The 13,672-nt window shown below is 72.7% G+C and carries 14 protein-coding genes; 5 read left to right on the forward strand and 9 right to left on the reverse strand.

The genetic code is table 11. The annotated features are described in order from the left end of the window. The first annotated feature begins 9 nt into the window (after positions 1–9). The 4 genes from sigM to trxA all read left to right on the forward strand — a co-directional run bounded on the left by sigM (position 10) and on the right by trxA (position 3,485). Positions 10–753 carry an RNA polymerase sigma factor SigM gene (sigM, locus tag ACFVHB_RS13820; protein ID WP_380320085.1) on the forward strand — a complete coding sequence of 248 codons (744 nt, stop codon included), beginning with the start codon at positions 10–12 and terminating at the stop codon, positions 751–753. Continuing rightward, the gene (locus tag ACFVHB_RS13825; protein ID WP_380320088.1) at positions 750–1,847 is read left to right on the forward strand and encodes a hypothetical protein; all 1,098 of its coding nucleotides are present in this window, start codon (positions 750–752) and stop codon (positions 1,845–1,847) included. Before sigM ends, ACFVHB_RS13825 begins: the two co-directional genes overlap by 4 nt. 206 nt (positions 1,848–2,053) lie before the next feature. Beyond that, positions 2,054–3,019 (forward strand): thioredoxin-disulfide reductase, encoded by a 966-nt coding sequence (gene trxB / locus ACFVHB_RS13830; RefSeq protein ID WP_380320091.1) that lies wholly within the window; start codon positions 2,054–2,056, stop codon positions 3,017–3,019. A 139-nt stretch (positions 3,020–3,158) separates the two neighbouring features. After that, entirely contained in the window at positions 3,159–3,485 is a 327-nt protein-coding gene (gene trxA / locus ACFVHB_RS13835; RefSeq protein ID WP_380320094.1) for a thioredoxin, read from the forward strand. Between the two features lie 159 nt (positions 3,486–3,644). On the opposite strand, the gene ACFVHB_RS13840 is transcribed toward trxA, so the two are convergent. The 9 genes from ACFVHB_RS13840 to rpmH all read right to left on the reverse strand — a co-directional run bounded on the left by ACFVHB_RS13840 (position 3,645) and on the right by rpmH (position 10,488). Further along, positions 3,645–4,259 (reverse strand): GNAT family N-acetyltransferase, encoded by a 615-nt coding sequence (locus ACFVHB_RS13840; RefSeq protein ID WP_380320097.1) that lies wholly within the window; start codon positions 4,257–4,259, stop codon positions 3,645–3,647. A gap of 118 nt (positions 4,260–4,377) precedes the next feature. Beyond that, positions 4,378–5,481 (reverse strand): ParB/RepB/Spo0J family partition protein, encoded by a 1,104-nt coding sequence (locus ACFVHB_RS13845; RefSeq protein ID WP_380320100.1) that lies wholly within the window; start codon positions 5,479–5,481, stop codon positions 4,378–4,380. Continuing rightward, a complete protein-coding gene (locus ACFVHB_RS13850) occupies positions 5,478–6,584 on the reverse strand; it encodes a ParA family protein (protein ID WP_380320103.1) in 1,107 nt (368 codons plus the stop codon). Before ACFVHB_RS13850 ends, ACFVHB_RS13845 begins: the two co-directional genes overlap by 4 nt. A gap of 147 nt (positions 6,585–6,731) precedes the next feature. After that, positions 6,732–7,580: a 16S rRNA (guanine(527)-N(7))-methyltransferase RsmG gene (gene rsmG / locus ACFVHB_RS13855; protein ID WP_380320106.1), complete on the reverse strand. Its 849-nt coding sequence runs from the start codon at positions 7,578–7,580 to the stop codon at positions 6,732–6,734. A 182-nt stretch (positions 7,581–7,762) separates the two neighbouring features. Continuing rightward, on the reverse strand, positions 7,763–8,293 hold the full coding sequence (locus ACFVHB_RS13860; protein ID WP_380320109.1) for a protein jag: 531 nt from the start codon (positions 8,291–8,293) through the stop codon (positions 7,763–7,765). Between the two features lie 79 nt (positions 8,294–8,372). Further along, positions 8,373–9,539 (reverse strand): membrane protein insertase YidC, encoded by a 1,167-nt coding sequence (yidC, locus tag ACFVHB_RS13865; RefSeq protein ID WP_380320112.1) that lies wholly within the window; start codon positions 9,537–9,539, stop codon positions 8,373–8,375. Continuing rightward, positions 9,536–9,907 carry a membrane protein insertion efficiency factor YidD gene (gene yidD, locus ACFVHB_RS13870; RefSeq protein ID WP_380320115.1) on the reverse strand — a complete coding sequence of 124 codons (372 nt, stop codon included), beginning with the start codon at positions 9,905–9,907 and terminating at the stop codon, positions 9,536–9,538. Before yidD ends, yidC begins: the two co-directional genes overlap by 4 nt. Then, positions 9,904–10,332 carry a ribonuclease P protein component gene (rnpA, locus tag ACFVHB_RS13875; RefSeq protein WP_360182724.1) on the reverse strand — a complete coding sequence of 143 codons (429 nt, stop codon included), beginning with the start codon at positions 10,330–10,332 and terminating at the stop codon, positions 9,904–9,906. Before rnpA ends, yidD begins: the two co-directional genes overlap by 4 nt. An 18-nt stretch (positions 10,333–10,350) precedes the next feature. Beyond that, positions 10,351–10,488 carry a 50S ribosomal protein L34 gene (gene rpmH, locus ACFVHB_RS13880; protein ID WP_030059672.1) on the reverse strand — a complete coding sequence of 46 codons (138 nt, stop codon included), beginning with the start codon at positions 10,486–10,488 and terminating at the stop codon, positions 10,351–10,353. A 452-nt stretch (positions 10,489–10,940) separates the two neighbouring features. On the opposite strand from rpmH, the gene dnaA reads away from it, so the two are divergent. Beyond that, complete coding sequence (gene dnaA, locus ACFVHB_RS13885) at positions 10,941–12,809, forward strand: chromosomal replication initiator protein DnaA (protein WP_380320119.1); 1,869 nt, start codon at positions 10,941–10,943, stop codon at positions 12,807–12,809. The last annotated feature ends 863 nt before the right edge of the window (positions 12,810–13,672 follow it).

Raw genomic sequence — 13,672 nt, forward strand, 5'->3', positions numbered from 1 at the left:
GGTCATGGGGTGACGGTGGCAGACGACGACGCGGCACTGCTCGCGCGGCACGTCGCCGGCGACCGGGACGCCTTCGGCCTGCTGGTGAACCGCCACCGCGACCGGCTCTGGGCGGTCGCCCTGCGCACCCTCGGCGACCGCGAGGAGGCCGCCGACGCCCTCCAGGACGCCCTGGTGTCCGCGTTCCGCTCGGCGCACACCTTCCAGGGCCGCTCGGCCGTCACCACCTGGCTGCACCGCATCGTGGTCAACGCCTGCCTGGACCGCGCCCGGCGCACCGCCACCCGGCGCACCAACCCGCTGGACGACGACCCGCAGCGGCTCGACGCCCTGGTCGGCTCCGCCGAGCCGGCCGACTCCCCGGTGGTCCGCGCCGAGCTGCACCGGGAGCTGGCGGCGGCGCTCGCCGAGCTGCCGGCCGAGCAGCGGGCCGCGCTGGTCCTGGTCGACATGCAGGGGTACCCGGTCGCCGAGGCGGCCGAGCTGCTGGGCGTACCGGTCGGGACGGTGAAGAGCCGCTGCGCCCGGGGCCGGGCCCGGCTGCTGCCGCTGGTCCGGCACCTCCGGGAGGACGGCGCGACGCCGGCCGCGGGCCCGGTTCCACGTGAAACCGGTGCCGCCCCCGCCGCTCCGGAAGCCCCGTCGCCCGGGGCCGGCGCACCACCGGGGAACCCGTCCGGGGCCCGCACCGTCAGAAGGACGGGCCCGGACACCGGCCGGCCGATCCTGGAAGGAGACGTGAGCACGCGATGACGGCACCCCTCTCCTCCCCCGATCCCACCGACGGCACCGACCCCACCTTCGGCACCGACCGCACCGACGGCCTCGACCACACCGGCGCCCTCGACCGCGCCGACGGCCCGAGCGGCCCGCCCGGGGCGCACCCCTCGGTCGACGAGCTGGCCGACCTCGCCGAGGGCCTGGTCGAGCCCGCGGCCGCCGCCGAGGCGCTCCACGCCCACCTGGCCGGCTGCGCCGAGTGCCGCGAGACCGCCGAGGCGCTCACCGAGGTGCAGGCCCTGCTCGGCGCCGTCGAGCCGCCGGCCATGCCCGAGGACGTCGCCGCCCGGCTGGACGCCGCGCTGGCCGCGGCCGCCGCCGAGCCGCCGCCGGTGCCCGCCGAGGGCCCCGACGCCCCGCAGGAGGCCGCCGCGCCGGCCGACCGGTCCGTCGCCCCGACCGGGCCCTCCCGGCCCGTTCCTGCCCCGTTCCCGGCGTCCACCCGCCCGCCGGGCCGCCCCACCGCCGCCTCGACGTCCACCGGGCCGGGGCGGCCCCGCACCCGCCGGCGCCGCTTCGCACTGCTGGTCGGCGCGGCCGCCGTGCTGCTCGGGGCGGGCCTCGGCGGCTCCCTGCTGTTCTCCTCGGCCGACCAGCGGGCCTCGGACACCGCGGCCGTCTCGGCCGGCACCCCCGCCGCCGGGGTCATGCCGGGCGGCACCCCCCGGAGCGCCAAGGCCGAGACCGGCGCCGGCCCCGGCAACGGCGGCAGCAGCACCGGCGGCACCGTCTACCGGGACGACCAGCTGGCGGCCCAGGTCCAGCAGCTGCTGGCCCGCACCGGCGCCACCCCCGACGGCCCCGCCAAGCCCTCCCGGCCGTCCGGCGCGGCCTCCGAGGCGCCGCCCACCGACGGGCAGCAGGGCATCGCCGGCGAGCACGGCGCCACGACCTGCCCGCCGCCCGCCGACGGACGCCTGCTCGCCACCGACACCGGCAGCTACGGCGGCGCCCCGGTCGAGGTCCTGGTGTACGCCGCGCCGGGGCAGCCCGGGCAGCTGGACGTGTACCTCCGCGCGGCCGGCTGCGGCCCGGTCCTGCTGCAGCGCACCGTCCCGGCCCGCTGACCCGTGCCCCGCGCACCGGCCCCCGCTCACCGTCCGGCGGTTCCCGTACGATCCACGACCGGGACGGTCCGACGCTCCCACACTGCGGGCACCTGGTACGGATCCGCCTGGGAATGCGAGAGACTGGTCAGTCGTTGTCCCGGGCGGCGGAGCAGGACCGCCCTCCCCGCACCCAACGCGGGTCGCGATGCGAACCAGGAGATGCAGTGAGCGACGTCCGTAACGTGATCATCATCGGTTCCGGCCCGGCCGGCTACACGGCTGCGCTCTACACCGCCCGTGCCTCCCTCAAGCCGCTGGTCTTCGAGGGCGCCGTCACCGCCGGTGGCGCGCTGATGAACACCACCGAGGTGGAGAACTTCCCCGGCTTCCGGGACGGCATCATGGGCCCCGAGCTGATGGACAACATGCGGGCCCAGGCCGAGCGGTTCGGCGCCGAGCTGATCCCGGACGACATCGTCGCGGTCGACCTCACCGGTGACATCAAGACCGTCACCGACTCCGAGGGCAACGTGCACAAGGCCCGCGCCGTGATCGTCACCACCGGCTCGCAGCACCGCAAGCTGGGCCTGCCGAACGAGGACAAGCTCTCCGGGCGCGGCGTCTCCTGGTGCGCCACCTGCGACGGCTTCTTCTTCCGCGACCAGGACATCGCGGTGGTCGGCGGCGGTGACACCGCGCTGGAGGAGGCCACCTTCCTCTCGCGCTTCGCCCGCAGCGTCACCATCGTCCACCGCCGGGACACCCTGCGCGCCTCCAAGGCGATGCAGGAACGCGCCTTCGCCGACGAGAAGATCCGCTTCGAGTGGAACAGCGCGATCGAGGCGATCCACGGCGACCCGAAGCTGAGCGGCGTCACCCTGCGCGACACCGTCACCGGCGAGACCCGCGAGCTGCCGGTCACCGGCCTCTTCATCGCCATCGGCCACGACCCGCGCACCGAGCTGTTCAAGGGCCAGCTGGAGCTCGACGCCGAGGGCTACCTGAAGGTCGAGGCCCCCTCGACCCGGACCAACATCCCGGGCGTCTTCGGCGCCGGCGACGTCGTCGACCACACCTACCGCCAGGCCATCACGGCCGCGGGCACCGGCTGCTCGGCCGCACTGGACGCCGAGCGCTACCTGGCCGCGCTGGCCGACCTGGAGGCCCAGGCCGCCACCGTCGCGGTCTGACCTCCGCGGCACCAGCTCATCCCCCGCGGGGGTGTTCCACGTGGAACACCCCCGTTCCCGCCGGGTGAGAAACAGAACGGGCCCGCCCGTTGTTCTCTCCTGGCAGCAGCCCCCCTCCGTTTGACCCCGAGGAGTCCCCGTGGCCGGCGCCACCACCACCGTCACCGACGCGACGTTCAAGGCCGATGTCCTGGAGAGCGACAAGCCCGTTCTGGTCGACTTCTGGGCCACCTGGTGCGGCCCGTGCCGCCAGGTCGCCCCGATCCTCGACGAGATCGCGGCCGAGCACGCCGACAAGCTGACCGTCGCCAAGCTCGACGTCGACGCCAACCAGCAGACCGCTGCGGCGTACAACGTGATCTCCATCCCGACCCTGATCGTCTACAAGGGTGGCGAGCCGGTGAAGTCGATCACCGGTGCCCGTCCGAAGGCCGCGCTGCTGCGCGAGCTGGCCGAGTTCATCTAGGTCCGGCCCGACCGCGACGCCACGAGGGCGGGGCTCCCCACCGGGAGCCCCGCCCTCGTCGTCCCCGGCCCGCGTCCTCCCCAGCCCTCGCTCCCCAGCCCTCGGCCTCCCCGGCCCGCGTCCTCCCCGCCCTCGTCGCCCCGCAGGCGATCAGCGGGCTCAGAACGGCCGCAGCGCCGGCTCCTTGCGCGCCCCGCCGAGCAGCCGCTCCAGCGCCCCCTCCACGTCGCCGCGCCAGGAGAGCGTGGTCCGGGCCTCCAGGCGCAACCGCGGGTAGCGGGGGTGCGGCCGGACCGTCTTGAAGCCCACCGCCAACAGGTGGTCGGCGGGCAGGACGCAGCTCGGCTGCCGGCCGACCGCGCCGAACGCCTCGATCGCCTTCACCCCGCGCCCCACCAGGTCCTTGGCAACCGTCTGCACCAGGACCCGGCCCAGCCCCTGCCGCTGGTAGCCGGGCAGCACGCGGCTGATCATCAGCTGAACGGCATCCGGGGAGACCGGACTGGTCGGGAAGGACTGCGACCGCGGGACGTAGGCGGGCGGCGCGTACAGCACGAACCCGGCCGGGTTGTCGTCCACGTAGACGATCCGGCCGCAGGAGCCCCACTCCAGCAGCACCGCCGAGATCCACCCCTCCTTCTCCGATTCCGGCTTCCCGGACTCGACCGCCGCCCGCCCGCTGACCGGGTCCAGCTCCCAGAACACGCAGGAGCGGCAGGTCGTCGGCAGATCCGCGAGGTTGTCCAGCGTCAGCGGAGCGATCCGCCGTCCCATGCCCCGCACCTCCTCGTCCTCTCCACAGCGAGCATTCCCCCAGAACGACGACGGGTGCATGTTCCACGTGAAACAGCGGTCACGTGAGACATGCACCCGTCGGGTCACATCGGCCTGATCAGCCCTGCGAGAGCCGCAGCCCGTCCTCGCCCGGAGCAAGGCTGTCCAGGATCCGGTTGAGGTCCTCCACCGAGCCGAACTCCAGCACGACCTTGCCCTTGCCCAGCTTGCCGCCGCGCTGCGAGACCTCCACCTTGACCCGGGTCTCGAAACGGTCCGAGAGCCGGTTCGCCAGGTCGTTGAAAGCCGGGGAGAGCAGCTTGCCCGCCTTCGGCGCCGGGCGCTTCGCCTTCTGCTCGGCACCCATCAGCCGGACGATCTCCTCGGTGGTGCGCACCGAGAGACCCTCCGCGATGATCCGCTTCGCCAGCTCCTCCTGGCGCTCCGCGTCCGGGACGACCACCAGCGCCTTGGCGTGGCCGGCGGTCAGCGTCCCGGCGGCCACCCGGCGCTGGACCGTCGGCGCGAGCTTCAGCAGCCGCAGGGTGTTGGTCACGTGCGGGCGCGAGCGGCCGATCCGGTCCGCCAGCTCGTCGTGCGTGCAGGAGAAGTCCCGCAGCAGCTGGTCGTAGGCGGCGGCCTCCTCCAGCGGGTTCAGCTCCGCCCGGTGCAGGTTCTCCAGGAGGGCGTCCAGCAGCAGCTTGTCGTCCTCGGTGGCCCGGACGATCGCCGGGATCTGCTCCAGCCCTGCCTCGCGGGAGGCCCGCCAGCGGCGCTCGCCCATGATGAGCTCGAAGCGCTCCGACCCGACCTGGCGCACCACGACCGGCTGGAGCAGGCCGACCTCCTTGATGGAGGCGACCAGCTCGGCCAGCTTGTCCTCGTCGAACACCTCGCGCGGCTGGCGCGGGTTGGGCGTGATCGCGTCCAGCGGCAGCTCGGCGAACCGCGCGCCGGCCACCTCGGCCAGCTCCGGCCCGGCCGCCCCGGACCGCGACCGGTCGGCCTGCTCGCGCAGGCTCTCCGCGGCCGCCTTGGCCGCCACCGTGCCGCGGCCGGTCGGCATCACCGGCACCGCGGCCGGCGAGACCGTCCCGGTCGCCATCACCGGGGCCGGTGCGGGCGAGGCCGCCGCGGGCTGCGCCGCTGCCCCGCCGGCCGCCGGCGTGGCGGCCGGGATCAGCGCCCCGAGCCCTCGTCCGAGACCCCTGCGACCACTCACCGATTGCCCTCCGTCGTACCGTGCTGTGCCACCGGGGCGACCTGCCCCGTACCGCTGCTGTCCCGCTGCTGCCCCACCAACGAGCCGTTGGGCCCGGCGGACACCGCCCGCATCGCCAGCTCCCGGGCGGCCTCCAGGTAGGAGAGCGCGCCGGTCGAGCCCGGGTCGTAGGTGAGCACGGTCTGCCCGTAGCTGGGCGCCTCCGAGATCCGGACCGAGCGCGGGATCGCGGTGCTCAGCACCTCCTGCTGGAAGTGCGTCCGGACCTCCTCGGCGACCTGGGCGGCCAGCCGGGTGCGGGCGTCGTACATGGTGAGCAGGATGGTCGAGACGTGCAGCGCGGGGTTGAGGTGCGCCCGGACCAGCTCGACGTTGCGCAGCAGCTGGCCGAGGCCCTCCAGCGCGTAGTACTCGCACTGGATCGGGATCAGCACCTCCTGGCCGGCGACCAGGGCGTTGACGGTGAGCAGGCCCAGCGAGGGCGGGCAGTCGATCAGGATGTAGTCCAGCGGCTGCTCGTACGCGGCGATGGCGCGCTGGAGCCGGCTCTCCCGGGCGACCAGCGAGACGAGCTCGATCTCCGCGCCGGCCAGGTCGATGGTGGCGGGGACGCAGAACAGTCCCTCGACCTCCACCACCGGCTGCACCACGTCGGCGAGCGGCTTGCCCTCCACCAGGACGTCGTAGATCGACGGCACCTCGGCGTGGTGATCGATGCCGAGCGCGGTGGAGGCGTTGCCCTGCGGGTCGAGGTCGACCACCAGGACGCGCAGTCCGTGCATGGCGAGCGAGGCGGCCAGGTTGACGGTGGTGGTGGTCTTGCCCACCCCGCCCTTCTGGTTGGCGACCACGATCACCCGGGTGGCGGCGGGCCGGGGCAGCCCTTCTCCCGCTCGGCCGATCGCCTGGACCGCAGCCTGGGCAGCACGCGCGATGGGCGTGTCATCGATCTGGTCGATGGTCTCCGAGTCCTGCATGGGGGTCAGTGTTTCACGTGGAACCGGAGCGGCAACAGTCGCCGCCCGGAAGAGACCCAGCCCACGGCGGAGCCGAAGATCCAAACTGTCCGAGAGGAGGGAGCGACGTTTCACGTGAAACACCATGCCCGCTATGTCGGAAATCTGACGGTGCGACACTCCGGTGAATCCGGGTCGCCCTGCCGTCCGCCCGCCCGTCACCGGAAAACGCCACGGGCGGGTGGCCCTCCGGATTCGGAGCACCACCCGCCCGTGGCGAGCGTCACCGGTGGATCAGCGGCCGCGCCGCCGCCCGCCCCGCCCGCGCTCGCCGCCGCGCACGGCGCCGGCACCGGCACCGGCGTTGCGACCGGCCCGGGCCGCCTTGGCCCGCCGGGTGGCCGCCTTCACCCCGCCGGGGCTCTCCCCCGCCTTGACCTGGACCACCCGGGTCGAGGTCTCCAGGGTGCCCTCGCCGACCGAGATCACCGTCCACTCGACGGCGCCCAGCTTCGCCAGCCCCGCCCGCGACTCCGCCAGCTCCTGCTCGGCGCTGTCCCCCTTGAGCGCCAGCATCTGGCCGTGCGGGCGGAGCAGCGGCAGGCCCCAGCCCGCCAGCCGGTCCAGCGGGGCCACCGCGCGCGCCGTCACCACGTCCACCGCGAGCTTGCCGACCATCTCCTCGGCCCGGCCGCGCAGCACCGTGACGTTCTCCAGCCCGAGCTCGCGGACGACCTCCTCCAGGAAGGTGGTCCGGCGCAGCAGCGGCTCCAGCAGCGTCACCGAGACGTCCGGGCGGGCCAGCGCGACCGGGATGCCGGGCAGGCCGGCTCCGGAGCCGACGTCGCACAGCGTGGAGCCGGGCGGCAGCAGCTCGGCCAGCACCGCGCAGTTCAGCACGTGGCGGTCCCAGAGCCGGGGCACCTCGCGGGGGCCGATCAGCCCGCGCTGGACGCCCGCGGTGGCCAGCAGCTCGGTGTAGCGGACCGCGGCGTCGAAGCGGTCGCCGAAGACCTCCCGGGCCACGGCCGGGGCTTCGGCCAGCCCCTCGGCGGCCGCACCGGCCGCACCGGCCGCGCCTTCAGCGGCCGAACCGCCGGCACCCGCCACCGGCCCGCCGGCAGCCGCGCTCTCCGTGTCCATCTCGACCTCTCCGCTCCCCGGATCCACCGACCCGCTTCTCCGCACCGTTTCACGTGGAACATCTCTCGCCGGGCCGCAACGCCCTGCGAAGGGACGACGACCCCGCCCGCACGAGGCGGACGGGGTCGAGTCCTCTGTGGCTCACCGGCCGCCGGAGCGACCGGGCATCGACTTCTGCTGGCTCAGGCCGGCAGCACGACCACGCACCGCTGGGGCTCCTCGCCCTCCGACTCGCTGCGCAGGCCGGCCGCGGCCACCGCGTCGTGGACGACCTTCCGCTCGAACGGCGTCATCGGCCGCAGCTTGACCTGCTCCCCGGTGCTCTTCGCCTGCTCGGCGGCCTTGGCGCCGAGTGCGGCCAGCTCGGAGCGCTTGCGGGCCCGGAAGCCGGCAATGTCCAGCATGAGGCGGCTGCGCTCGCCGGTCTCCCGGTGGACAGCCAACCGGGTCAGCTCCTGCAGGGCCTCCAGCACCTCGCCGTCCTGGCCGACCAGGCGCTGCAGCGCGCGGTCGTTGCCGTCGCTGACGATGGACACCAGGGCGCGGTCGCCCTCCACGTCCATGTCGATGTCACCGTCGAGGTCGGCGATGTCGAGCAGACCCTCCAGGTAGTCCGCCGCGATGTCGCCCTCCTGCTCCAGACGGGCGATGAGGCTCTCGTCGGCGCTGGCAGCGGCCTCGACCTCGACGGCGGAGGTGGTGCCTTCCGTCACTGATGGACTCCTTCGGGGATGGGCCCGGGTGGTGGGCCGGGAACGAGGTTCGGGGGGCCGCTGGGCGGGGGCCGGTCGGTCAGGACTTCTTCTTCGGCCGATGGCCGCCCTGTCCACCGCGCCGCGGCTGCTGCCTGCCGCCCTGCCGGGCCGGGCCCGACTTCGCACCGCCGGGCCGGCTCGCGGCCGGCTTGGCGCTGCCGGACTCGGCCGGGACGGCCTCGGTCTTCGCGCTCTCCCCGGCCGGGGCCGCGTCGTCCTTGGTCAGGCTGGCCGTCTGGCTGCCGCCGGCGTGCTGGCGCTGGGCCTTGGTCTGCTTGCGCGGCTGCTGGCGGCGCACCTGCACCGCGTCCTCGACCACGGCCGCCGCGGACGTGGTGGCCGCCTTCTTCGGGGGCAGGATGCCCCACAGCGCGCCCTTGATCACCGTGCCGTCCGGGTTGAGCCGGCCCGCCTTCTTGAGGCGCTCCTGGCGCTCGTCCCAGGCCTTGCTGCCCGGAGTCGGGTTGTTGCGGATGACGATCAGCTGCTGGCCCATCGACCAGACGTTGGTGGTCAGCCAGTAGACCAGCACACCGACGGGGAAGTTGATGCCCATCACGGCGAACATGATCGGGAAGACGTACATCAGCATCTTCTGCTGCTGCATGAACGGCGTCTTGACCGTGAGGTCCACGTTCTTGGTCATCAGCTGGCGCTGCGTGATGAACTGCGACAGCGACATCAGGATGATCATCACGGCGACGACGATCTTGACGCTGATCTCGGAGCTGCCCACGAAGGTCGCCGAGAGCGGGGCGCCGAAGATGTGGGCCTGCTGCGCGCTGTCCAGCGTGGCGCCGTCGATGACGCCGATGGGCTGGCCCTTGGCGACCTTGGCCAGCACGCCGTAGAGGGCGGTGAAGAACGGCGCCTGCACGAGGATGGGAAGGCAGCTGGAGAACGGGTTGGTACCCGCCTCCTTGTACAGCTTCATCATCTCTTCGGACTGGCGCTGCTTGTCGTTCTTGTAGCGCTCCTGGATGGCCTTCATCTTCGGCTGGATCGCCTGCATGGCCCGGGTCGCCTTGATCTGCTTCACGAAGAGCGGGATCAGGCAGATCCGGATCACGACCACCATGGAGGCGATGGCCAGACCCCAGGCCCAGCCACCGTTCGGGTCGAAGACGTGGCTGTACAGCGAGTGGAACTGGACGATGATCCAGGACACCGCTGTGTACAGGGGATTCAGGAAGGAGAAGGTCACCGGTCAGGCTCCTTGGACATTGAGATCGGCCCCACGGGACCAATGGTCGCCGGGCCCTCGGGGTCCGGACCGGCGGGGGGCGTGGTCACCGGCTGCCCGGCGGCGGACCGGCTGCTCAGCAGGTCACGCAGTCGGCGGTGCCACACCGGGTGCTTGCGCGGCGGGACGTGATCGACCCCGCCGGGCGTCCACGGATTGCAGCGCAGGATGCGCCACACGGTCAGGCCACCGCCCTTGACCGCCCCGTGCACCTTCACGGCCTCGAAGCCGTAGTGCGAGCAGGAGGGGTAGTAACGGCACACCGGACCGAGCAGTGGGCTGATGGTCCACTGGTACACCCTGATCAGACCCATCAGCAGGTACTTCATCGCCCTGCTCCCGTCGGCGCCGTCACGGCGGGCTCCGCCTTCAGCAGCCGCTTGAGCGCCGCGTCCAGGTCGCGTTCGAGGTCCTGGTACGAGGCGGACGCGGCCTGGGGCAGCGCACGCACCACTATCAGGCTACCGGCGGGCAGCCTGGACAGACGATCACGGACGAGGTGGCGGAGCCGGCGCTTGACCAGGTTGCGGACGACCGCAGGGCCGACGGCCTTGCTCACGACGAAACCCGCACGCGCCGAAGGAGTCCCCTCGGCGACGTGCGGGCGGGAGTCGCTGGTCCGGTCGGCCTGCCCCTTCGGGTCACCGTCTCTGCTGAGATGGACGACCAGTAGGGGCCGGCCGGCCCGGCGACCGCGTTTCACCGCGGTCGCGAAGTCCTGGCGCCGCCGCAGCCGATTCTCGGAGGGCAGCACAACAGACTCTGGCGCGGATCAGGCGGACAGGCTGGCGCGGCCCTTGCCACGGCGGGCGGCCAGGATGGCGCGGCCGGCGCGGGTACGCATACGCAGCCGGAAGCCGTGGGTCTTCGCGCGACGACGGTTGTTCGGCTGGAAGGTGCGCTTGCTCACTCGGGGGCTCCTGAGGTGAATCGTAGGATGACGGGGTGTCGCTTGGCCGTCACCGTGCGTCCGCGTGATCTCCCCTGATACGGAAATCCGGCCCATCACCCCAGTTCGGCTGGGGTTGAGGCAATCCACGGCGCCCGTGCTGCGCGCCTTATGGAGCGGGTGGACCCGCGGACATGCGGCAGCGGCCATCGACAACTCGACCTGGTTACGGTACGCGGGACGGGCCGCGAGGGTCAAACCAGCCGTTCACGCCGGGCGGGGCGCACCGGCCCGCGCACCCGCCCGCCGGGCCCGTCGCCCACAGCCTGTGGACAACGACTTGATCCGGCTCTGTTCGCTGACTACCGTTGCAGGACTTGTCTGGTTTGTTCTGCGTCCCGGACCACCGATCCACAGTCTCTTGATCCACCACCCCCTGCTGGAGCCGCGGGGAACCGAGAAAGCGTGCACCAGTGGCTGATGTCAACAGCGACCTCGTCCCGGTCTGGGCGAGGGTCGTCGAGCGGCTGGTCAGCGACCCGGACGTCGGGGAGATGGACAAGCAGTGGGTGCAGCGCACCCAGCCGATGTGGATGATGCACGACACCGCCCTGCTGGCGACCCCGAACGAGCGGGCCAAGCAGGTGCTGGAGGGCCGGCTGCTGCCCCAACTGACCGAGGCGCTCAGCCGCGAGCTCAGCCGTCCGGTCCGGATCGCCGTGATGGTCGACGCCAACGCCGTCCCCACCGCCCCCGCGCCGGCCCCGGCCGAGCCGCCCGCCGCCGAGCCGTGGACGCGCGCCGAGGGCGGCGGCGACTACGGCCGCCAGCCGCACCCGGGCCACCAGGGCCAGGGCCACCCGAACCACCAGGCGTACGAGCCGCCCTACGAGGCCGCGTACGAGCGCGACCAGTACGGCACCGGCGGGTACGAGGAGCGACCGCCCTACGGCGGTGGCCACCCGGCGCCCTACGGCGGGCCGGCCCAGCCCCCGTCCTGGGAGGACCACCAGGGCTACCCGGAGCCGTCCGCCGGCTACCCGGAGCCCGAGCAGCCGCCGCGCCCGGCCCCCCGGCCGGTCCCCGGTCCGCCGGCGACCACCCAGGGCGACCTGTTCGGCGGCGCCTACGGCCCCGGCCCGGGCGAGCACCCCCGCACCGGCACCGGCCGCCGCTCCCCCGCGGCCCGCCCGGCCGGCCGCGCCGCGGAGAAGGCGCCCGCCGAGCGCGCCACCGACCGCCCGGCCGTACCCGGCGTCCCCGCTCCGCCCGGCGCCCCCCCGGCCGGCGGCTCGCGCAAGGACGAGCCGGCCGCCCGGCTGAACCCCAAGTACCTCTTCGACACCTTCGTCATCGGTGCGAGCAACCGCTTCGCGCACGCGGCGGCGGTGGCGGTCGCCGAGGCCCCGGCCAAGGCGTACAACCCGCTCTTCATCTACGGCGAGTCCGGGCTGGGCAAGACCCACCTGCTGCACGCCATCGGCCACTACTCGCGCAGCCTCTTCCCGGGCACCCGGGTGCGCTACGTGTCCTCCGAGGAGTTCACCAACGAGTTCATCAACTCGATCCGGGACGGCAAGGCGGACGCGTTCCGCAAGCGCTACCGGGACATGGACATCCTGCTCGTGGACGACGTGCAGTTCCTCGCGAGCAAGGAGTCCACGCAGGAGGAGTTCTTCCACACCTTCAACACCCTGCACAACGCCAACAAGCAGATCGTCCTGTCGTCCGACCGGCCGCCCAAGCTGCTGACCACGCTGGAGGACCGGCTCCGCAACCGCTTCGAGTGGGGGCTGATCACCGACGTCACCCCGCCGGAGCTGGAGACCCGGATCGCGATCCTGCGCAAGAAGGCGATCCAGGAGCAACTGAACGCCCCCGCGGACGTGTTGGAGTTCATCGCCTCCCGGATCACCCGCAACATCCGGGAGTTGGAGGGCGCCCTGATCCGGGTCACCGCCTTCGCCAACCTCAACCGGGCGCCGGTGGACCTGGAGCTGGCCGGCATCGTCCTCAAGGACCTGATCCCGGGCGGGGACGAGGACGCCGGGCCGGAGATCACCGCGCAGGTCATCATGCAGCAGACCGCCGCGTACTTCGGGCTGGGTGTGGACGACCTCTGCGGATCCTCGCGCAGCCGGGTGCTGGTGACGGCCCGCCAGATCGCCATGTACCTCTGCCGGGAGCTCACCGACCTCTCGCTGCCGAAGATCGGCGCCCAGTTCGGCGGCCGCGACCACACCACGGTGATGCACGCCGACCGGAAGATCCGGTCGCTGATGGCCGAGCGGCGCTCGATCTACAACCAGGTCACCGAACTGACCAACCGCATCAAGAGCTAGGCCCGCCGGGCCCGTCCGGGCCCACGGCCGTCCGCACCCCGGGAAGGGCGTCAGGAGCGATCCTGACGCCCTTTCGGCACATCCACAGGTGTGCGCCGCCGGTTCCCTGGGCAGGGATCCGGCAGGGCCGTTGTGGACGGACGTCGCGCCAGTCCGCGGTCCGCGTCGAACATCTGACCGCGGATTCGAACCCGCCGGGCGCGCGGGCCCGTCATCCACAGCCGGGGCCCCTTCTCCGCCGTCCACAGGCCGGGGAGCTCCGAGTTATCCAGAATTCCTCCACAGGCCGCTCACCGCTACGCTCTTCCGCGCAGGTCAGGTGCCTGTGGACTTGTGCACAACGGTTATCCACAGGGTGTGGACAATTGGCGGGGCGTCAGGGGGCCGTTCGGGTTGTCCACCGGTTGTCCCCAGGGCCGTCCGGGTTATCCCCAGGTTGTCCACAGCGGCATCCACAGTTCGACAACCGTGGGGCGGCGTTCACGCCCTGGTGTGAAAGGCGTCACGTGATGTTGACCGGCTCCCGTGGATAACCGGGCCCGGATCTGGGGACGGCTCTGGGGATAACCTGTGGATACCCACCGTGCCCTGTGGGTAACGCTCCGCTGTCCACAGCGGGCCCTGTCCGTCCACAGCCCCCGTCCACACGTCCTGTGGACAAAAAACGCGGCCTGACCTGCGCAAACGGGGTTATCCACGGTTTCCACAGCCCCTACTACTACTGCTACACCTATAGACCGATCGACTTGCTCAAAAGCGGGTGGGTCCCGAATCTGTGGACAACCGGACCCCGACATCTGTTCGGCTCGCTTCCGCCCGTCTGCCCCGTCTGTCGGTGGAGTACGTCAGACTGTCCTCGGCGA

The sequence above is a fragment of the Kitasatospora sp. NPDC127111 genome (assembly GCF_042677465.1).
Taxonomy (GTDB): Bacteria; Actinomycetota; Actinomycetes; order Streptomycetales; family Streptomycetaceae; genus Kitasatospora.

Excerpts from the sequence above, each read along its gene's own strand:
- ACFVHB_RS13825 (WP_380320088.1), top strand. The coding sequence starts at position 750 with ATGACGGCACCCCTCTCCTCCCCCGATCCCACCGACGGCACCGACCCC.
- ACFVHB_RS13840 (WP_380320097.1), bottom strand. The coding sequence starts at position 4,259 with ATGGGACGGCGGATCGCTCCGCTGACGCTGGACAACCTCGCGGATCTG.
- ACFVHB_RS13850 (WP_380320103.1), bottom strand. The coding sequence starts at position 6,584 with ATGGTGTTTCACGTGAAACGTCGCTCCCTCCTCTCGGACAGTTTGGAT.
- rsmG (WP_380320106.1), bottom strand. The coding sequence starts at position 7,580 with ATGGACACGGAGAGCGCGGCTGCCGGCGGGCCGGTGGCGGGTGCCGGC.
- yidD (WP_380320115.1), bottom strand. The coding sequence starts at position 9,907 with ATGAAGTACCTGCTGATGGGTCTGATCAGGGTGTACCAGTGGACCATC.